Here is a 19,431-nt window from a genome sequence, read left to right as displayed (position 1 = left end):
TCAAGTTCGAACACTCCAAGCCGTCGCGCACGGTGAACGAGCCACCGCGCTATGGGGACAACGGCGCTGAACCTAACAAGCCGACAGGTGGCTCGTCGAAGGCGTTCGGAACGTCGGCGGTCGGTAATTCGTGACAAAAGTCGTAGTAAACGAACCGTCAAGAAGGTTGTACGGCAAAGGCGATGAAATTTCCCCGCTGAACTTGTCGGACCTGCTCAGGGTTGGCGCCCGCAGGACGCTTCTGCCTGAAAGCCCTCTCCGGGCTGCTAGAAATCATTCGAACAATCGGTGACCGATTGCCGGCGTGGCCGCAACAGTGCCAGAGGCAGGAGGTCGCCTCAGCCATCGGTCGGTGGATCGTCGTCTCGGCACGGCCGCCGCATCACCTTTGAGGACCTGTCAGTGAGACCATTTGCGACGCACGCGCGCGTCGACGATCCGCCCTCCCGCAGAAGGTTCGCCGTCGCCACGGCGACCGTGCTGACCGCCGCGTTGACGACCACCCTGCTCGGCGCCATCCCCGCCGCGGCGTCGGGCAAGTCCGGCGCCCCGGCCGTCGACAAGGTCAAGGAGCGCCTGGACGAGGCCGCCGCGGAGGCGAAGGCCAAGGGCGAGGCGAAGACGTCCGGCAAGCCCGTCGAGATCCCGTCCAAGCGCACGGAGACGGACGACGTCTGGGCCAACCCGGACGGAACCCTGACGGCCAATCACGCGCTGGTGCCGGTACGCGTGTACCGCGGCGGCAAGCTCGTGGACGCGGACACCACGCTGGCGAAGGTGGACGGCGGGCGCATAGCCCCGGCGGCGACCGCCGTCGGCCTGTCCTTCTCCGGCGGCGGCGCGGGCCCGCTGGCCACCCTGCGCAAGGACGGCCGGGACGTCTCGCTGACCTGGCCGAAGGCGCTCCCGGCGCCGAAGCTGGAGGGCAACAGCGCCACGTACGCGAACGTCCTGGACGACGTGGACCTGCGCGTCAGCGCCGACGTGAACGGCTTCTCGCACCAGATCGTCGTCAAGACGCGCAAGGCCGCCGAGAACCCGGCCCTCGCGAGCCTCGACTTCGGCCTCGAAGGCAAGGGCGTCACCATCCGCAAGGAGGCGAGCGGCGAGCTCCGCGCGGTGGACCCGGTCGGCAAGACGGTGTTCAGCGCCGCCAAGCCGCAGATGTGGGACTCCGGCGCCGACGAGATCCTCCCCGAGTCCACCGCCGGTACGACGGGCCCGACGCCGACCACCCCGGCCCCGAAGTCCGACGCCCCGAAGGGCGCCGCGCCGAAGTCCGACGTCCCGAAGTCCGACGTCCCGAAGGACGCCGCCTCGAAGTCGGCACCCCCGAAGGACGCGGCCCCCAAGACCTCCGGCCTCCAGGCCGCCCCGGCGCCGAAGGACGCCGCCCCCGCCGCGGCCCCGATTCCCCCGGTGCCCGCCGTCGACGGCATCTCCAACGGCTCCAAGGAGGCCGACCTCGGTGTCGACCTCAAGGGCTCCAAGCTCACCCTGACGCCCGACCGCAAGCTGCTCACCGCTGCCGGGACCACCTACCCGGTCGTCATCGACCCGGTGTGGCGGGACGACTGGAAGTCGGCCTGGGCGATCGCCTACAAGCACACCGCCTTCGCGAACTCCGCCAACACCAACTACTGGAACGGCGGCACGCTCAGCAAGGAGGCCCGGGTCGGCTGCGCCAAGGACGGGGCCAACGGCGGCACCGTCTGCGCGAAGACCTTCTTCCAGGTCGGCATGGGTTCCATGTGGGACAAGCAGATCGTGGAATCCACCTTCCGCATCCAGCAGAAGTACGCGGGTTCCTGGAGCTGCCAGTCCGGCCAGCTCCAGATCTGGGACACCGACGCCATCGGCGGCGGCACCACCTGGAACAACCAGCCCGCCTGGAAGCGCATGGTCGACGCCTCCGGCCAGTCCTTCGGGGGCCGCAACTGCCCCGGTGACGGCGACACCATCGAGCTGAACGTGACCTCCGCGGTCGCCGACGCAGCCCGATACCACTGGCCGGCCTGGACCATGGGCCTGAAGTCCGCGAACGACACCGTCGACGTGTCGTGGCGCAAGTTCAACCCGGACAGCGCCCGCATCTCGACCAAGTTCAACACGCTGCCCACCGCCCCGTACGATCGCAGCTCCAGCCCGTCGGTCGCCTGCAACGGCGGCCAGATCGGCACCACCGACAACGTCGTGCTGCGCGCCCGCGTCTCCGACGCCGAGGACAACTCGCTGTCCGCGGAGTTCCACTACTGGAACGCGAGCGACTACGGCACGCTGAAGACCGCCCGGGTCCCCGTGGCCAGCGGAAACATGGCCGAGCTGAGAATCCCCGCCGCGGGCCTCGCCAGCAACACCTACCGCTGGGACGTCCGCGGCAACGACGGGACGGCGGACGGCCCCTGGGCCGGCCAGTGCCTGTTCACCATCGACGCGACCCGCCCGGCCTCCCTGCCCGGCGTCTCCTCGGTGCAGTTCCCGGAGAACGACCCGGACAACACCGCCTACGCCCGTACCGAGGGAACGTTCAAGCTGACCTCCGGTGGCGAGAGCGACATCACCAAGTACCAGTGGTGGACGGAGTCCGACCCCAAGGTCCAGGAGGCCGCCCCGGCAGCCCCCGGCGGCTCGGTGGACGTCAAGTACAAGCCGACGACGGCCGGCCCGCAGATCATGTACGTCCGCAGCCTGGACGCCTCCGGCAACCGCTCGGACCTGAAGTCGTACCTCTTCTACGCCAAGCGCCAGCCGGTCCGCGACAAGCCGGGCGACCTCAACGGCGACACCACCGTCGACCTGTGGAGCGTCGACCCGGGCTCCGGCCAGCTGTGGATGCACCCGGGCAAGGGCGACGGCTCGTTCGACCTGTCCCGGAAGCTGAACCACGCCTCCTTCGGCAACGTCAAGTCGATGAGCCACCACAACAGCTGGAACGAGGACTACTACGAGGACCTCCTCGTCCTGCGCCCGCAGAACGGCGACCCCTCCCGCAACACCCTGTGGGTCTACCCCGGCAAGGGCGACGGCGACCTCCAGCCCCTGGACACCCAGGGGTTCGAGGTGACGGCCTTCGAGGACGGGGTGACCGACCACAACCACTGGGCCCAGGCCGACCAGGTGGTGTCGATCGGCAGCGTCAACGACGACAACGGCGACGGCAAGACCGACGACAGCGACGTGCCCGACATGCTGGTCAAGAAGGGCGGTGAGCTGTGGCTCTACTTCGGGACGCCGACCGGCATGGTCGCCCTTCCCGGTTTCGAGCCGATCCTGCTCGGCAACGCCGACTGGCAGAACATGACGGTCATGACGCCGGGTGACCTGAACGGTGACGCGCTGCCGGAGATCTGGGCCCGCGACACGGTCAGCGGCAAGATCCACCAGTACACCAGCAAGAAGACGACCACCAACACGTCGCCCGCGGTGATCGACCTGACGGTCTACCGCGACCCGGCCGTCCGGACGGCCTCGATCGGCACCGGCTTCACCGGCGCGGCCTACCCGCACCTGTCCACCGACGGCGACTTCGAGAAGGACGGCCACGCCGACCTCTGGTCGCGCGACGGCAACGGCCAGATCACCGAGTTCCCGGGCCGCGCCCCGAGCGGCGGCTCCGCCTTCGGTCCCGGCCGCAAGCTGGTCCTCGGCGGTACCCCGTGGTCCGAGTGCCAGGCGTTCACCAAGCCCGGTACGACCACCCCGCGCCAGCTGTGCGGGCCGATCCTGGCGAAGTTCATCGCCAAGGGGGGCACCGCGGGCCTCGGCTACCCGAGCACCGACGTCACCGAGTCGTCCGACGCGGTGGGGCGCTTCGTGCACTTCCGCCGGGACGGGGACGGCAGCGACAGCGGGTCCATCTACTGGCACCCGAGCAGCGGCGCGTGGACGGTCGTCAACGGCATCCGTGACAAGTGGATGAGCCTCGGCGCCGAGAAGGGCGTCATGGGCTACCCGACCTCCGACGAGGCCCTCACCTTCGACAACGTCGGCTGGTTCAGCACCTTCGGCGGCGGTGGCGGGGGTGCCATCTACTGGACGTGGGACTTCGGAGGCCAGTCGGTCCGGGGCACCATCTACAAGAAGTACATCGAGCTCGGCGGCCCCAGCGGCCCGCTCGGATACCCGACCACCGACGAGACCAACCACCCCGACGGCATCGGCCGCTACAACCACTTCCGCCACCGCGGCCAGACGTCCGACACGGCCTCCATCTACTGGACGACCACCACCGGCAGGGCCTGGTCGGTCCGCGGCACGATCCGTGAGAAGTGGGTCAGCCTCGGCGCCGAGAAGAGCTGGCTGGGCTACCCGCAGTCGGACGAGTACGGCGTCTACGGCGGCCCCCGCGAGGACTTCTCGGGCGGCTACATCCGTCACAACAACACCACGGGCGTCAGCGTCGAGCACAAGGCGAACGACCGCACCATGGACAAGCGCACCGAACTGAGCGGCGACTTCAACGGCGACGGCCGGTCCGACGTGGCCACCGTCTACGACTACGGCAGCGACGCGATGGCCCTCTACGTCGCGCCCGGCAAGGCCGACGGCAGCGGATACGGCGCCCCGGTCCTCGGGTTCAACAGCGGGGCCTGGAACTGGCGCTACAGCGACTCGCAGTGGGTCGCCGGCGACTTCAACAACGACGGCCGCGACGACCTGGCCGCGCTGTACGACTACGGCAGCGGATCGAACGGCCTGTTCACCTTCATCGGCAACGCCGACGGCACCTTCACCAACCTGGCGCGCAGCGCCTACGTCGGCCCGGGCAACTGGGAGGCGAAGAAGGCCAAGCTCGTCGCCGGCGACTTCAACGGCGACAAGCGCGACGACGTGGCCATGACGTACGACCACGGCGGCTGCTCCACCGGTACGCACACCTTCCTCTCGAAGGCGGACGGCACGTTCGACCAGCAGTTCGGCAGCTGGAACTCCGGCGCCGGAAACTGGTGCTGGAACGAGTCCAAGCACGTCACGGGCGACTTCAACAAGGACGGCCGCGACGACATCCTCGCCCTGTACGGCCACGGCGACGGTTCCGTCGAGACGTACACCCTGTTCGGCAAGCCCGACGGCGGCTTCGCGGCCCCCGTCAAGTCGTGGAGCGCCGCCCCGGGCGTATGGGACTACAACCGCTCCAAGCTCACCTCGGGCGACTACAACGGCGACGGCCGGGCCGACGCCGCCATCCTGTTCAGGTACGACAACGGCCGCTCGGCCGCGTTCACCCTGACGGGCAAGCCCGACGGCGGGGTCAACGCCCCCGTCAAGAGCTGGGAGAGCCCGGAGAACTCCTGGTACCTGGAGAACACCGGGAACCCGGTCTCCGGCGACCTCGACAAGGACGGTCGCGACGACATCGCGATCATGTACAACTACTCCGCCGGAAACAACGCGTTCTTCGGCTTCAAGGCCAAGACCGACGGCGGGTTCGAGCCCCCGGTGAAGAGCTGGACGGCACAGCCCGGCACCTGGTAGCCGCCGGGAGCCGCACATGAGATCGGCCCCCAGGACCCGAACGGGTCCTGGGGGCCGACTTCGTTCGCCGCGGCCGCGGGATCAGTCCTTGATCTCGCAGATGGTGGCGCCCGAGGTGAGGCTCGCGCCGACCTCGGCGGTCAGGCCGACGATCGTGCCGGAGCGGTGCGCGTTCAGCGGCTGCTCCATCTTCATGGCCTCCAGTACGACCACCAGGTCGCCCTCGTTGACCTGCTGGCCCTCCTCGACCGCGACCTTGACGATCGTGCCCTGCATCGGCGAGGCGAGCGTGTCGCCCGAGGCGGCCGGGCCGGACTTCTTCGCCGCGCGGCGCTTCGGCTTCGCGCCGCCCGCCGCTGCCGTACGGGCCAGCGTCATCCCCAGCGAGGACGGGAGGGAGACCTCCAGGCGCTTGCCGCCGACCTCCACGACCACGGTCTCGCGGCCCGGCTCGTCCTCGGTGTCCTCGGCCGCCGGGGCGGCGAACGCGGGGATGTCGTTGACGAACTCGGTCTCGATCCACCGGGTGAAGACGGTGAACGGGCTGCCGTCCTTCGGAGCGAAGGCGGGGTCCACGACGACCGCGCGGTGGAACGGGATGGCCGTGGCCATGCCCTCGACCTCGAACTCGGCCAGGGCGCGCGCCGCACGCTGGAGGGCCTGCTCGCGCGTGGCGCCGGTGACGATCAGCTTCGCCAGCAGGGAGTCCCAGGCCGGCCCGATGACCGAGCCGGTCTCGACGCCCGTGTCGAGGCGGACGCCCGGGCCGGTGGGCGGGGCGAACCGGGTGACGGTGCCCGGAGCCGGCAGGAAGCCGCGGCCCGGGTCCTCGCCGTTGATGCGGAACTCGATGGAGTGGCCGCGCAGGACCGGGTCGCCGTAGCCGAGCTCCTCGCCGTCGGCGATGCGGAACATCTCGCGGACCAGGTCGATGCCGGAGACCTCTTCGGTGACCGGGTGCTCGACCTGGAGGCGGGTGTTGACCTCCAGGAAGGAGATCAGGCCGTCGGCGGAGACCAGGAACTCCACCGTGCCCGCGCCGACGTAGCCGGCCTCCTTCAGGATGGCCTTCGACGCCGCGTAAAGCTCGGCGTTCTGAGCCTCCGACAGGAACGGCGCGGGGGCTTCCTCGACCAGCTTCTGGTGGCGGCGCTGGAGGGAGCAGTCGCGGGTGGAGACGACGACCACGTTGCCGTGGGAGTCGGCGAGGCACTGCGTCTCGACGTGGCGCGGCTTGTCGAGGTAGCGCTCGACGAAGCACTCGCCGCGGCCGAAGGCGGCAACGGCCTCGCGGACGGCCGAGTCGTAGAGCTCCGGCACCTCTTCGAGGGTGCGGGCGACCTTCAGGCCGCGGCCGCCGCCGCCGAAGGCGGCCTTGATCGCGATCGGCAGGCCGTGTTCCCGGGCGAACGCGACGACCTCGTCGGCCCCGGAGACCGGGTCCGGCGTGCCCGCGACGAGCGGGGCGCCCGCGCGCTGGGCGATGTGACGGGCGGCCACCTTGTCGCCGAGGTCGCGGATGGCCTGCGGCGGCGGGCCGATCCAGGTCAGGCCGGCGTCGAGCACGGCCTGGGCGAACTCCGCGTTCTCGGAGAGGAAGCCGTATCCGGGATGGATGGCGTCCGCGCCGGAATCGGCTGCGGCCTGCAGGACCTTGGAGATGTCCAAGTAGCTGGCGGCCGGGGTGTCACCGCCCAACGCGAACGCTTCGTCGGCCGCGCGGACATGCAGAGCGTCCCGGTCCGGATCGGCGTAGACGGCTACGCTTGCGATTCCGGCATCCCGGCAGGCCCGAGCAACGCGGACAGCGATTTCGCCACGGTTGGCGATGAGCACCTTGCGCACGATGGCTCCCTCCTTGAAACAAGCTGAGTTTAGGGACAGCCCACACGGGGTTTCGACCCTCCCCTAGAGGTGACCTTGCCCACACAGAGTGTGATTCGAGTCCGCCTCAAGCGAGGAAAGCCCTTGTGGCGCCCCAGGTCAGGGGGATCCCCGACTGCACAGTAACCCCGTCACCCGTCCGAGGTCTCTGTTCGCCCGGTCAGCGGGCCCCCGTGATTCTTTGTCGAGTCCCTACGAACGGCCCACACATTCTTTGCGTGATCGCCGGAGACGGCACCCCGCGTAACGAAGCTGCCCGGACCCCTTGTCCGTACGTTTACCCGTTAGTAGCCTCCAGGGCGTCGAACAGGCTTGTGATCGGCCGGCGGGGGAGGGGTGTGTCGTCGTGGGCGTCGTACTGCGCAGATTCGTGGCCGGGCTGGCCGCGGTCGTGCTCGTCGCCGAGGCGGCGGTGCTGGTCCTCGTCCACGTCGTCCTGGGCAAGACAACCCGCAACCAGTCGATGTCCATAGCCGGCATGGACCCGGATGTCATGTCTACGGCCACGTACGTGATGGGGGCGGGCATCGGCGCGTTCCTGCTCCTGTGCGCCGTGCTCCTCGCCGTGGCGGCCGTACGCGACCGCGCGCCCGGCACCTTCGCCCGCGTCGTGCTCGTCACCGCGGCCGTCGTCCACGGGGTGCTCGGCGCCCTCGCCGTCGGACTGGTCGGCTGGGGCGCCTTCGCGGTGACGATGGTGATCCTGTGCCTGCTGGTCCTGACCCTGGTGCTCCACGCGGCTCAGGGCGCGGCCGGGACGCCTTCTGCGGGCGCCTCCGGCGGGCAGGGCGGTCCGGGCCCCCAGGACGCCCCGCCGCCGCCGTACGGGGGGCTCAAGCCCACAAATCCGTGATGGACACTCCCAGTTCGGCCAGCAGGGAGCGCAGCAGCGGCATCGACAGCCCGATGACGTTCCCGTGGTCCCCGTCGATGCCCTCGATGAACGGCGCCGACAGCCCGTCCAGGGTGAAGGCCCCGGCCACGTGCAGCGGCTCGCCGCTGGCCACGTACGCGGCCACCTCGGCGTCCGTCGGCTCGCCGAACCGGACCGTCGTGGAGGCCGTGGCCGAAACCTGACGGCCGGTCGCCGTGTCGATCACGCAGTGCCCGGTGCGCAGCACGCCGGCCCGTCCGCGCATCGACGTCCAGCGGGCGGTGGCCTCCGCGGCGTCCGCGGGCTTGCCGAGCGCCTCGCCGTCCAGCTCCAGCACCGAGTCGCAGCCGATCACCAGGGCGCCCGCGGCCTCGTCCAGGGCCGCCACGACCCCCGCCTTGGCCTCGGCCAGCGCCAGGGCCAGCTCGGCCGGGGAATCCGCGCTGAGCGCGTCCTCGTCGAAGTGGCTGACGATCACGTGCGGGGCCAGCCCGGCCTGCCGCAGCAGGTTGAGCCGGGCGGGCGAGGCGGAGGCGAGGACGAGGGCGTGGGCGGGGGCCTGGGCAGCAGCAGTCATGCCCGCCATCGTAGGCGCGGGCCCCACCGCTGCGGACGCCCCTTCGGACGCCCCTCCGGGCGTCCCGCCGGACGCCCTTTCGGCCCGGCTAGAAACCCACCCCCAGCACGTACACGACCACCAGCATGGCGAGGACGACCACGACGGTCATCCGCCGGACCATCGCCTGCGCGTCGCGCATGTCCTTGGGCGGCTCGTTCTTCGGGTCTGACCAGAGCATGCCCCGATCCTGACCCCGCCGACCGGTGTGGCGCCTGAGTACGGGTACTCAGGCGCCACGGTCCGTTCACGTCATCTTCACGAGCGGACGGGGGCCCGTCCGGGCCGGCACGCCCCGGGCCGCCCGTCCGGGCCGCCTATCCGGGCCAGTACGTACGGGCCCACGCGCGCGGCCCCGGCTGCGGCATCGTCCGCCGCGCCACCCGGGCCGGCGCCGACCATTCGTCCGCCACCCGCGCGGCGCCCGACGGTGCCGATGCCAGCACCGCCGCGCGCGCTTGGACCACCGCCAGTGCGGCGGCCAGCTCCTCGGGCGTCGGATTCCCCTTGACGACCTTGATCACCACGGGACTGCCTCCTAGCGTTCCAGCGTCCTAGAGGGGGATGTTGCCGTGCTTCTTCGGGGGCAGCGACTCACGCTTGGTGCGCAGCTGCCGCAGCCCCTTGACCACGTGCGCCCGGGTCTCCGACGGCATGGTCACCGCGTCCACGTACCCGCGCTCGGCGGCCGTGTACGGGTTCAGCAGCGTGTCCTCGTACTCCGCGATGAGCCGGGCCCGCGTCTCCTCGGCGGTGCCGGCCTCCTCCGCCTCGGCGATGGCCCGCCGGTGCAGGATGTTGACCGCGCCCTGCGCGCCCATGACGGCGATCTGCGCGGTCGGCCAGGCCAGGTTCAGGTCCGCGCCGAGGTGCTTGGAGCCCATGACGTCGTACGCGCCGCCGAAGGCCTTGCGGGTGATGACGGTGATCAGCGGGACGGTGGCCTCGGCGTACGCGTAGATCAGCTTCGCGCCGCGCCGGATGATTCCGTTGTACTCCTGGTCCGTGCCCGGCAGGAAGCCCGGGACGTCCACGAACGTCAGCACCGGGATGTTGAAGGCGTCGCAGGTCCGCACGAAGCGGGCGGCCTTCTCGGAGGCGTTGATGTCCAGGCAGCCGGCGAACTGCATCGGCTGGTTGGCGACGATGCCCACCGGGTGGCCCTCGACGCGGCCGAAACCGGTGAGGATGTTCGGCGCGAACAGCGACTGCGTCTCCAGGAACTCCGCGTCGTCGAGCACGTGCTCGATCACGGTGTGCATGTCGTACGGCTGGTTCGCGCTGTCCGGGATCAGTACGTCGAGCTCGCGGTCGGTGTCGGTGACCTCGGTGTCCGCCTCCTCGGGGAAGGCGGGCGGCTCGGAGAGGTTGTTCGACGGCAGGTACGCCAGCAGGTTCTTGACGTACTCGATGGCGTCCTTCTCGTCCCCGGCCATGTGGTGGGCCACGCCGGAGGTGGAGTTGTGGGTGCGCGCGCCGCCGAGCTCCTCGAAGCCCACGTCCTCGCCGGTGACCGTCTTGATGACGTCCGGGCCGGTGATGAACATGTGCGAGGTCTGATCGACCATCACGGTGAAGTCGGTGATGGCGGGGGAGTACACGGCGCCGCCGGCGCACGGGCCCACGATCAGACTGATCTGCGGGATGACGCCGGACGCGTGGACGTTGCGGCGGAAGATCTCGCCGTACATGCCGAGCGCGCTGACGCCCTCCTGGATGCGGGCGCCGCCGGAGTCGTTGATGCCGACGAGCGGGCAGCCGGTCTTGAGGGCGAAGTCCATGACCTTCATGATCTTCTGCCCGTAGACCTCGCCGAGGGCCCCGCCGAAGACCGTGAAGTCCTGCGAGAACACGGCGACCGGGCGGCCGTCCACCGTGCCGTAGCCGGTGACGACGCCGTCGCCGTAGGGACGGGTCTTCTCCAGCCCGAAGGCGGTCGAGCGGTGCCGGGCGAACTCGTCGAGCTCGACGAAGGACCCCTCGTCCAGCAGCAGGGCGACCCGCTCACGCGCCGTCAGCTTCCCCTTGGCGTGCTGCTTCTCCACCGCGCGCGCGGACCCGGCGTGAGTGGCTTCGTCGATGCGGCGCTGCAGGTCCGCGATCTTGCCCGCGGTCGTGTGCGTGTCGATCGGCTCTGAGGGTTGTGACATCGGGGTCGCGGCTCCCTGTGTGGTGTCAACTGCCTGGTCAATTGATTGACTACTGCTGGCTACTGGTGCGTAGCGTATCGGCGGGCATGGCGCTCGGCAGTGCGGCGTTTGACACACCTAATCTGGCTTGCATGACGCCATCAGATGCATCAGGTGCGGCTTCCGCCGGCCGTTGGTCGAGCCTTGAGCGGCCGCCTTTGGGCGCCGCCGCGCTGGAGCGGGCCCTCGTCACCGACGGGGGGCTGTGGACCTCGGTCGAGGTGGTCGCCGCCACCGGGTCCACCAACACCGATCTCGCGGCCCGTGCGGGGCGGCTGCCCGAGGGGGCCGTGCTCGTCGCCGAGGAGCAGACCGCCGGGCGCGGCCGGCTCGACCGGAGCTGGGTCGCGCCGCCGCGGTCCGGGCTGTTCTTCTCCGTCCTGCTCAAGCCCGGCGACTCCGTACCGCAGGAGCGGTGGGGGTGGCTGACCCTGCTGGCCGGGGTGGCCGCCGCGAGCGGGCTGTCGCGGGCCGCCGGAGTGGACACGGCACTCAAGTGGCCCAACGACCTGCTCGTCACCGTGAACGGCGAGGAGCGCAAGACCGGCGGCATCCTCGCCGAGCGGGTGGGCGACGGGGTCGTGGTCGGGATCGGGCTCAACGTGACCCTGACCGAGGACGAGCTGCCGGTGCCGGAAGCCGGGTCGCTGATCCTGGCCAAGGCCGCCGTGACGGACCGCGAACCCCTGCTGAAGGCCGTACTGCGCTCCCTGGAGCAGTGGTACGGGGACTGGCGGGCGGCGGGCGGCGACCCGGCCGCCAGCGGACTCCAGGAGGCGTACGCGGCGGACTGCGTGACCCTGGGCCGGCACGTACGGGCCGACCTGCCCGGCGGGCGCACGCTCACCGGGACGGCCGAAGCGGTCGACGCGGACGGGCGGCTCCTCGTCCGTACGGCCGAGGACGAGCACGAGGCCGTGGGAGCCGGGGACGTCGTCCACCTGCGGTCGGTGCGGTAGCCGGCCCTCCGTCGCGGCCGCGGCCGCGGCCGCGGGGAGTGGGGAGTGAGCTACGGCACACCTGCCGTATGGTTTAGGCGATCCCGGTCCTCCCGGTGATCACCCGGTTCGGCAGGGCAGTGCGCACGGCAATGGACAGGAGGCGGCCCTTGACCGTCGACGACTCTACGTCCGGCGCGTCCGCCTCCCGGACGGGTGGTCCGGGCCAGTCCGGCCCGGGGCCCGGCAGTCCGGGTACCCCGATCGGACGGGACCAGCACACTCCCCACCACGAGGTCGACCACACGGCGCAGCCGACGGCGGACCCGCTCGCCATCCGGCTGGAGCAGCTGATCCTGGGCGCGGAGCGCCGGTACACCCCGTTCCAGGCGGCCCGCAGCGCCGGGGTCTCGATGGAGCTCGCCTCCCGCTTCTGGCGGGCCATGGGCTTCGCGGACATCGGCCAGGCCAAGGCGCTGACCGAGGCCGACGTACTGGCGCTGCGCCGGCTCGCCGGCCTGGTCGAGGCGGGCCTGCTGAGCGAGCCGATGGCCGTGCAGGTGGCACGGTCCACCGGGCAGACCACCGCCCGGCTGGCGGAATGGCAGATCGACTCCTTCCTGGAGGGGCTGACGGAGCCGCCGGAGCCGGGCATGACCCGTACGGAGGTCACGTACCCGCTGGTCGAGCTGCTGCTGCCGGAGCTGGAGGAGTTCCTCGTCTACGTGTGGCGCCGCCAGCTCGCGGCGGCCACCGGGCGCGTGGTGCAGGTGGCGGACGACGAGGAGATGGTCGACCGGCGGCTCGCGGTGGGCTTCGCGGACCTGGTCGGCTTCACGCGCCTGACGCGGCGGCTGGAGGAGGAGGAGCTCGGAGAGCTCGTCGAGTCCTTCGAGACGACCTCGGCGGACCTGGTGGCCGCGCACGGCGGCCGGCTGATCAAGACGCTGGGCGACGAGGTGCTGTACTGCGCCGACGACGCGGCGACGGCGGCGGAGATCGCGCTGCGGCTGATCGAGACGATGGAAGCGGACGCCCAGATGCCGGAGCTGCGCGTCGGCATGGCGTTCGGGACGGTGACGACCCGGATGGGCGACGTCTTCGGCACCACCGTGAACCTGGCCTCGCGGCTGACCTCGATAGCGCCCAAGGACGCGGTGCTCGTCGACGGTGCGATGGCGGAGGAGCTGGGCCGGACGGGCGCGGCGCCGGTCTCCGAGAAGGAGGCCGAGGCGGAGGAGGGCGGCGGTGCGTACCGCTTCGCGCTCCAGCCGATGTGGCAGCGGCCGGTGCGCGGACTGGGGGTCGTGGAGCCCTGGTCGCTGACGCGGCGGAAGCCTAAGATCCCCGGGTAACGTTCGTTAACCGGGAGGGTCTTTCGTGTCTGAGTTCGTGGCTGTGCGCCGACATGACGACGGGATCGCGGAGCTGGTCCTGGACCGGCCCAAGGCGATGAACGCCGTCTCGACGGAGATGGCGCGGGCCATCGGCGACGCCTGCGCGGAGCTCGCGGCGGACGCCTCGGTACGGGTGGTCGTGCTGTCGTCGGCGGTGGAGCGGGCGTTCTGCGTCGGGGCCGACCTCAAGGAGCGCAACTCGCTCTCGGACGCCGAGCTGCTACGGCAGCGGCCGACCACGCGGGGCGCTTACGGGGGCGTGCTGGAGCTGCCGATGCCGACGATCGCGGCGGTGCACGGCTTCGCGCTCGGTGGCGGCTTCGAGCTGGCCCTGGCGTGCGATGTGATCGTGGCGGACGAAACGGCGGTGGTCGGTCTGCCGGAGGTCTCCGTGGGCGTGATCCCGGGCGGCGGCGGTACGCAGCTGCTGCCGCGGCGGGTCGGTGCGGCGCGGGCGGCGGAGCTGGTCTTCACGGCGCGGCGGGTGGAGGCCCCGGAGGCGCTGTCGCTGGGCCTGGTCGACTCGGTGGTCGCGGCGGGTACGGACCGGGCGCAGGCGCTGGCGCTGGCGGCCCGGATGGCGGCGAACTCCCCGGTGGGCCTGCGGGCGGCGAAGCGGGCCCTGCGCCTGGGACACGGGATGGACCTGGCGACGGGCTTGGAGATCGAGGACGCGGCCTGGCGGACGGTGGCCTTCTCGGGCGACCGCGCGGAGGGCGTGGCGGCGTTCAACGAGAAGCGCCGCCCGAACTGGCCGGGGCACTGAAGCCGGGCCCTTCGGATCGGGGCGGGCTCGCACCGCTTTGCGGCTCCGGCCGCGGTGCGAAGATTGCGGTGTTTGTCGGCAAAACTGACGAAACTCCCTAACCTGGGGTGATGGGAGTCGACGGGCGGCTGCGAGCCGTCGTGGGCCTGGCGCAGGCCATGGCCGCCGCATGCGCGCCGCGGGACAGCCTACGGGCCGCCGCCCGCGGGGCCCGGCTCGCGATGGACGGCTCGTTCGCCGCGATCTCCGCCTGGGAGCGCGAGCGGGGGCGGCTGCGGGTGCTCGTCAACGAGGGCGAGCGGCGCGCCGGGGAGGAGGAGTTCCCCGAGGACGAGTCCTACCCCGTCCACGACTTTCCCGAGATCACCGAGTTCCTGCACGAGCGCTGGGCCGGAGGCGGCGGCCCGCACGCCTGGGTGGAGGGCGCCGCCGGCGGCCGCCCCGGACGGCGCGGCGAGGCCCTGCGCCGCCGCGGCCGCGGGACCTGCGTCGTGGCGCCCATCGTGCTCAGCGGCCGCGCCTGGGGCGAGCTGTACGTCGCCCGGGACGCCGGCCTTCCCGACTTCGACGAGGACGACGCCGAGTTCGCGACCGTCCTGGCCGCCGTCGTCGCCGCCGGCCTCGCCCAGAACGAGCGGCTCGAAGAGGCCCGCCGCCTCGCCTTCACCGACCCGCTGACCGGCCTCGCCAACCGCCGTGCCGTCGACATACGGCTCGACGAGGCCCTGGAGGAGCACCGGCGTGCCGCCGCCGTGGTCAGCCTGGTCGTCTGTGACCTGAACGGGCTCAAGAGGGTCAACGACACCCTCGGCCACGCCATGGGCGACCGGCTGCTGGAGCGGTTCGGGTCCGTGCTCAGCCTCTGCGGGGCCATGCTGCCCGGCGCGCTCGTCGCCCGCCTCGGCGGCGACGAGTTCTGCCTGGTCAGCGTCGGGCCCCCGGCCGACGAGGTGGTACGGGTCACGGAGGAGCTGTGCCTGCGCGCCGCCGAGCTGGAGCTCGGGGAGGGCGTGGCCTGCGGGGTGGCGTCCACCGGGGATCCGATCGGCCCCGTGAAGTCCTCCCGGCGGCTGTTCCGGCTGGCCGACGCCGCCCAGTACAAGGCCAAGGCCGCCCGTTCCCCGAAGCCCGTCGTCGCCGGCCGGGACACCGCCGTCGTCCGGCTGGCCGACGCCGCCCAGCAGGAGGCGGCCGGCGAACGCCGCCGCTTCCGCGGCCGCGCGTGAGCCGGGCGCGGGGGCGTAAGGGGCCCTCCCGAAAGTCGCTAGTGACATGAAGCGATTCAGTCCGTAGGGTGCTGAATATGGATATGCACACTGTCGTGGTGGGGACGTCCGGGACCACCGCCGAGGACGTCATCGCCGTCGCCCGCGGCAACGCGCGGATCGAGCTGTCCGGCGAGGCGCTCGACGCCCTCGCCCGCGCCCGCGAGATCGTCGACGCCCTCGCCGCCAAGCCCGAACCCGTCTACGGGGTGTCCACCGGCTTCGGCGCCCTCGCCTCCCGGCACATCAGCCCCGAGCTGCGCGCCCAGCTCCAGCGCAACATCGTCCGCTCGCACGCCGCCGGCATGGGCCCGCGCGTCGAGCGGGAGGTCGTGCGCGCCCTGATGTTCCTGCGCCTGAAGACCGTCGCCTCCGGTCACACCGGCGTCCGGCCGTCCGTCGCGCAGACCATGGCCGACGTGCTCAACGCGGGCATCACGCCCGTCGTCCACGAGTACGGCTCGCTCGGCTGCTCCGGCGACCTCGCCCCGCTCTCGCACTGCGCGCTCACCCTGATGGGCGAAGGCGACGCCGAGGGTCCGGACGGGGTCGTGCGCCCCGCCGGCGAGCTGCTCGCCGAGGCCGGGATCCAGCCGGTCGAGCTCAAGGAGAAGGAGGGCCTCGCCCTCCTCAACGGCACCGACGGCATGCTCGGCATGCTGGTCATGGCCCTCGCCGACCTCGACAAGCTCTACAAGTCGGCCGACATCACGGCGGCGCTGACCCTTGAGGCGCTGCTCGGCACCGAGAAGGTGCTCGCCCCCGAGCTGCACGCCATCCGCCCGCACCCGGGCCAGGGGGCCTCCGCCGCGAACATGGCCGCCGTCCTGAAGGGCTCCGGGCTCACCGGGCACTTCCAGGAGGAGTCCGCCCCGCGCGTGCAGGACGCGTACTCGGTGCGCTGCGCCCCGCAGGTGGCCGGCGCCGGCCGCGACACCATGGCGCACGCGGCCCTCGTCGCCTCGCGCGAGCTGGCCTCCGCCGTCGACAACCCGGTGGTGCTGCCCGACGGACGCGTGGAGTCCAACGGCAACTTCCACGGCGCGCCGGTGGCGTACGTCCTGGACTTCCTGGCGATCGCGGCGGCCGACCTCGGCTCGATCGCCGAGCGCCGCACCGACCGGCTGCTCGACAAGAACCGCTCGCACGGGCTGCCGCCGTTCCTGGCGGACGACGCCGGTGTCGACTCCGGACTGATGATCGCGCAGTACACGCAGGCCGCCCTGGTCAGCGAGATGAAGCGGCTGGCCGTGCCGGCCTCCGCCGACTCGATCCCGTCCTCCGCCATGCAGGAGGACCACGTCTCGATGGGCTGGTCCGCGGCGCGCAAGCTCCGTACCGCCGTCGACAACCTGACCCGGATCATCGCGATCGAGATGTACGCGGCCACCCGCGCCATCGAGCTGCGGCACGGGCTCACCCCCGCTCCGGCGAGCCGGGCGGCCATCGCGGCGGCCCGGGCGGCCGGTGTGGAGGGTCCCGGGCCGGATCGTTTCCTCGCCCCCGACCTGGCCGCGGCCGACGCGTTCGTCCGTGCGGGCGGCCTCGTCGCGGCGGTGGAGCCGGTGACGGGCCCGCTCGCCTAGCGGCCGGTCGTACAGCTGCCGAAGGGCCGCCCCGGAAGTCTTCCGGGGCGGCCCTTCGGCGTTCGCGCGTACGGGACCTACGCCTGCGAGCGGCGTACGGAGAAGGTGACGAACCCGGCCCCGAGGCCCAGGCAGAGCGTGCCGCCCAGCAGGTACGGGGTGGTGTCGATCCCGCCGGTGTCGGCGAGGCCCAGCGGAACCTGGCCGGCGCTCTGCGCGGTGTCGCCGGAGCCGGCCGGGGAACCGGAGACCAGGGTGGTCACCGACCCGGATCCCGCCGTGTTCGCGGACTCCGGCGCGGCGGAACCGGAACCGGAATCCGAACCGGAACCGGAGGACGGGGCGGACGTGGAGGAATCGGAGTCCGTGGACCCCGGTGCGGTGGCGCCGGCCGAGGGAACGAACCACAGGGCGGCGAGGAGGGTGGTCGCTCCGAGAGCGGTGAGCAGCGGACGACGTGCGGACACGGTGCGATCCCCCTTGCGGACGCAGCGAATTGGCCGTGTGCGGTGATGCTACGGACAAGGGCGGGTCGCGGGAAAGTCGGGGCTGCCGCGGGCTTACTCTCCGTCGTATGAACCCTGCTGACACATCACGATACGTCCGACTTCGAGTGGATTTGGTACTGGAGGTGCCCGACGCCGAGGCGCTCACCGGCGCCGCGCTCGCGCACATCGAGGCCGACGAGTTCATGCCGGACGAGGAGCGCGGCCACGCCGAATCGGCCGTACGGGAAGACGAATCGGAGGCGCTCGCGTACCTCGTCGACCCCACTGACCTGGTCGCGGACATCCCCGGGGTGGAGCTGGCGCAGGCCTCCTGGAGCAGCGAGCCCGTCGAATACGACCCCGAGTCGATGGAGTGGGACCTGGGCGAGGAAGATGGGGAGTACGACGAAGAGACGACCGACAACGCCTGACCGTGTGGTTGCCCACATTCAAACGTGATGTGGAACCGTCCGGGCCTGAAACGCGTTGACTGGTGCGAGGCAGGGGGCGTGTCTCCCTGCCTTGATCGGGGCACCGCCCGGCGCTGGCCGGGGGAAGCTCGGGGGTTCTGGCAACGATGGAGTGGCGTGTGAGGACGGACAAGAAGCGGCGGAGAAGGTCCCTGGTGGCCATATCCGCCGTACTCGGTGGCGTGCTGGTGCTCTCGGCCTGCGGCGGTGGCGACGACGGCAAGGCCAAGGGCGGGGACTCGACCGGCAAGTCGCAGTCGGACGTGGACGCGGCCGCGGCCAAGGACGCCTCCAAGGCCAAGATCACGATCACGCCGAAGGACGGCGCGACCAATGTCGGCCTGAACGACGCGGCCAACGTCGCCGTCGCCGACGGCACCCTCACGGCGGTCGAGCTGAAGACCTCCGAGGGCGCGGCCGTGGCCGGCAAGATAGCCGCCGACGGCAAGAGCTGGAAGCCGGACGCCGCGCTGAAGCGCTCCATGAAGTACGCCCTGTCGGCCACCGCCAAGGACGAGTCCGGCAAGGAGGCGCACGAGAACGCGTCCTTCACCACCGTCTCCCCGGAGAACAGCTTCGTCGGCTCGTTCATACCGGACGACGGTCAGACCGTCGGCGTGGGCATGCCGGTCTCGATCACCTTCAACAAGGCGATCAAGGACAAGAAGGCGGTCCAGGCGGCGATCACCGTCTCCTCCAGCAGCGGCCAGGAGGTCGTCGGGCACTGGTTCAGCGAGAAGCGCCTGGACTTCCGCCCCGAGCAGTACTGGCAGGCCGGCTCCACCGTCACCCTGAAGCTCGCGCTGGAAGGGGTGCAGGGCGCCCCCGGCGTCCAGGGCGTGCAGAACCGGACCGCCACCTTCAAGATCGGCCGCAGCCAGGTCTCGACGGTCGACGCGAAGACGAAGAAGATGACCGTCACCCGGGACGGAGCGGTCCTCAAGACCATCCCGATCTCGGCGGGCTCTCCCGCGAACCCGACGTACAACGGCCAGATGGTGATCTCCGAGAAGTTCAAGGAGACCCGGATGGACGGCTCCACCGTCGGCTTCAAGAACAGCGAGGGCAAGGGCGAGTACGACATCAAGGACGTCCCCCACGCGATGCGGCTGTCCGAGTCGGGCACGTTCATCCACGGCAACTACTGGGGAGCGGACTCGGTCTTCGGCAGCGTGAACACGAGCCACGGCTGTGTCGGTCTGAACGACGCCCAGGGCGCCAACGACCCCAGCCAGCCCGCGGCCTGGTTCTACGACAACTCGCTCATCGGTGACGTGGTCACGGTGGTCAACTCGCCGGACAAGACCATCAAGCCGGAAAACGGCCTCAACGGCTGGAACATGAGCTGGGCGGACTGGAAGGCCGGCACGGCCTCCTGACCCCCGGTCCCTGACCCCCGGTCCCTGCCGACCGGCTCCTGCCGACGGTTCGACCGAACGGCTTCGACCGACCCCCGCGGATGGCGGGGAGCCCCCGGAAACGG

At 71.3% G+C, this 19,431-nt stretch carries 15 protein-coding genes; 9 read left to right on the top strand and 6 right to left on the bottom strand.

The features are described 5' to 3' along the window. Positions 1-402 precede the first annotated feature (402 nt). Positions 403-5,475: an FG-GAP-like repeat-containing protein gene (locus AB0M92_RS01835; protein ID WP_366100123.1), complete on the top strand. Its 5,073-nt coding sequence runs from the start codon at positions 403-405 to the stop codon at positions 5,473-5,475. An 81-nt stretch (positions 5,476-5,556) separates the two neighbouring features. Here AB0M92_RS01835 and AB0M92_RS01830 read toward each other — a convergent pair whose 3' ends face one another. Then, positions 5,557-7,320, bottom strand: a complete 1,764-nt coding sequence (locus tag AB0M92_RS01830) for a biotin carboxylase N-terminal domain-containing protein (RefSeq protein WP_366100122.1) — start codon at positions 7,318-7,320, stop codon at positions 5,557-5,559. 385 nt (positions 7,321-7,705) lie between these two features. Between AB0M92_RS01830 and AB0M92_RS01825 the strand changes: the two genes are divergently transcribed. Beyond that, entirely contained in the window at positions 7,706-8,212 is a 507-nt protein-coding gene (locus tag AB0M92_RS01825; protein WP_366100121.1) for a hypothetical protein, read from the top strand. Here the strand turns inward: AB0M92_RS01825 and AB0M92_RS01820 are convergent. From AB0M92_RS01820 to AB0M92_RS01805, 4 genes are all read right to left on the bottom strand, one after another. Further along, complete coding sequence (locus tag AB0M92_RS01820; RefSeq protein WP_366100120.1) at positions 8,193-8,810, bottom strand: nucleoside triphosphate pyrophosphatase; 618 nt, start codon at positions 8,808-8,810, stop codon at positions 8,193-8,195. The genes AB0M92_RS01825 and AB0M92_RS01820 overlap by 20 nt on opposite strands. An 88-nt stretch (positions 8,811-8,898) precedes the next feature. After that, positions 8,899-9,030, bottom strand: coding sequence for a morphogenic membrane protein MmpB (locus AB0M92_RS01815; protein WP_099889787.1), 132 nt, complete (start codon positions 9,028-9,030; stop codon positions 8,899-8,901). A 136-nt stretch (positions 9,031-9,166) separates the two neighbouring features. Then, positions 9,167-9,373: an acyl-CoA carboxylase epsilon subunit gene (locus AB0M92_RS01810; RefSeq protein WP_078864548.1), complete on the bottom strand. Its 207-nt coding sequence runs from the start codon at positions 9,371-9,373 to the stop codon at positions 9,167-9,169. Positions 9,374-9,403: 30 nt separating this feature from the next. Then, the gene (locus AB0M92_RS01805; RefSeq protein WP_366100119.1) at positions 9,404-10,999 is read right to left on the bottom strand and encodes an acyl-CoA carboxylase subunit beta; all 1,596 of its coding nucleotides are present in this window, start codon (positions 10,997-10,999) and stop codon (positions 9,404-9,406) included. Between the two features lie 131 nt (positions 11,000-11,130). Here AB0M92_RS01805 and AB0M92_RS01800 point away from each other — a divergent pair, with 131 nt between their 5' ends. The 5 genes from AB0M92_RS01800 (at position 11,131) to hutH (ending at position 16,990) form a co-directional block, all read left to right on the top strand. After that, the gene (locus tag AB0M92_RS01800; protein WP_366100118.1) at positions 11,131-11,997 is read left to right on the top strand and encodes a biotin--[acetyl-CoA-carboxylase] ligase; all 867 of its coding nucleotides are present in this window, start codon (positions 11,131-11,133) and stop codon (positions 11,995-11,997) included. A 242-nt stretch (positions 11,998-12,239) separates the two neighbouring features. After that, positions 12,240-13,331, top strand: coding sequence for an adenylate/guanylate cyclase domain-containing protein (locus AB0M92_RS01795; protein ID WP_366100340.1), 1,092 nt, complete (start codon positions 12,240-12,242; stop codon positions 13,329-13,331). A gap of 25 nt (positions 13,332-13,356) precedes the next feature. Next, complete coding sequence (locus AB0M92_RS01790) at positions 13,357-14,139, top strand: enoyl-CoA hydratase-related protein (RefSeq protein WP_366100117.1); 783 nt, start codon at positions 13,357-13,359, stop codon at positions 14,137-14,139. 110 nt (positions 14,140-14,249) lie between these two features. Further along, a complete protein-coding gene (locus tag AB0M92_RS01785; protein ID WP_366100116.1) occupies positions 14,250-15,365 on the top strand; it encodes a GGDEF domain-containing protein in 1,116 nt (371 codons plus the stop codon). 83 nt (positions 15,366-15,448) lie between these two features. After that, positions 15,449-16,990, top strand: coding sequence for a histidine ammonia-lyase (gene hutH / locus AB0M92_RS01780; RefSeq protein WP_366100339.1), 1,542 nt, complete (start codon positions 15,449-15,451; stop codon positions 16,988-16,990). Between the two features lie 77 nt (positions 16,991-17,067). Here hutH and AB0M92_RS01775 read toward each other — a convergent pair whose 3' ends face one another. Then, entirely contained in the window at positions 17,068-17,457 is a 390-nt protein-coding gene (locus tag AB0M92_RS01775; protein ID WP_366100115.1) for a hypothetical protein, read from the bottom strand. A gap of 146 nt (positions 17,458-17,603) precedes the next feature. On the opposite strand from AB0M92_RS01775, the gene AB0M92_RS01770 reads away from it, so the two are divergent. Next, a complete protein-coding gene (locus tag AB0M92_RS01770; protein ID WP_366100114.1) occupies positions 17,604-17,909 on the top strand; it encodes a hypothetical protein in 306 nt (101 codons plus the stop codon). A 146-nt stretch (positions 17,910-18,055) separates the two neighbouring features. Then, positions 18,056-19,327, top strand: a complete 1,272-nt coding sequence (locus tag AB0M92_RS01765; protein ID WP_366100113.1) for an Ig-like domain-containing protein — start codon at positions 18,056-18,058, stop codon at positions 19,325-19,327. The last annotated feature ends 104 nt before the right edge of the window (positions 19,328-19,431 follow it).

Source organism: Streptomyces sp. NPDC051582, from assembly GCF_040681715.1.
Taxonomy (GTDB): domain Bacteria; phylum Actinomycetota; class Actinomycetes; order Streptomycetales; family Streptomycetaceae; genus Streptomyces.
This window is presented reverse-complemented; position numbering and strand designations above follow the sequence as displayed.

What these genes read in the sequence shown, in the direction of transcription:
- AB0M92_RS01785 (WP_366100116.1), top strand. Translation starts at nt 14,250, where the DNA reads ATGGGAGTCGACGGGCGGCTGCGAGCCGTCGTGGGCCTGGCGCAGGCC.
- AB0M92_RS01765 (WP_366100113.1), top strand. Translation starts at nt 18,056, where the DNA reads ATGGAGTGGCGTGTGAGGACGGACAAGAAGCGGCGGAGAAGGTCCCTG.
- AB0M92_RS01800 (WP_366100118.1), top strand. Translation starts at nt 11,131, where the DNA reads ATGACGCCATCAGATGCATCAGGTGCGGCTTCCGCCGGCCGTTGGTCG.
- AB0M92_RS01820 (WP_366100120.1), bottom strand. Translation starts at nt 8,810, where the DNA reads ATGACTGCTGCTGCCCAGGCCCCCGCCCACGCCCTCGTCCTCGCCTCC.
- AB0M92_RS01815 (WP_099889787.1), bottom strand. Translation starts at nt 9,030, where the DNA reads ATGCTCTGGTCAGACCCGAAGAACGAGCCGCCCAAGGACATGCGCGAC.
- hutH (WP_366100339.1), top strand. Translation starts at nt 15,449, where the DNA reads ATGCACACTGTCGTGGTGGGGACGTCCGGGACCACCGCCGAGGACGTC.
- AB0M92_RS01805 (WP_366100119.1), bottom strand. Translation starts at nt 10,999, where the DNA reads ATGTCACAACCCTCAGAGCCGATCGACACGCACACGACCGCGGGCAAG.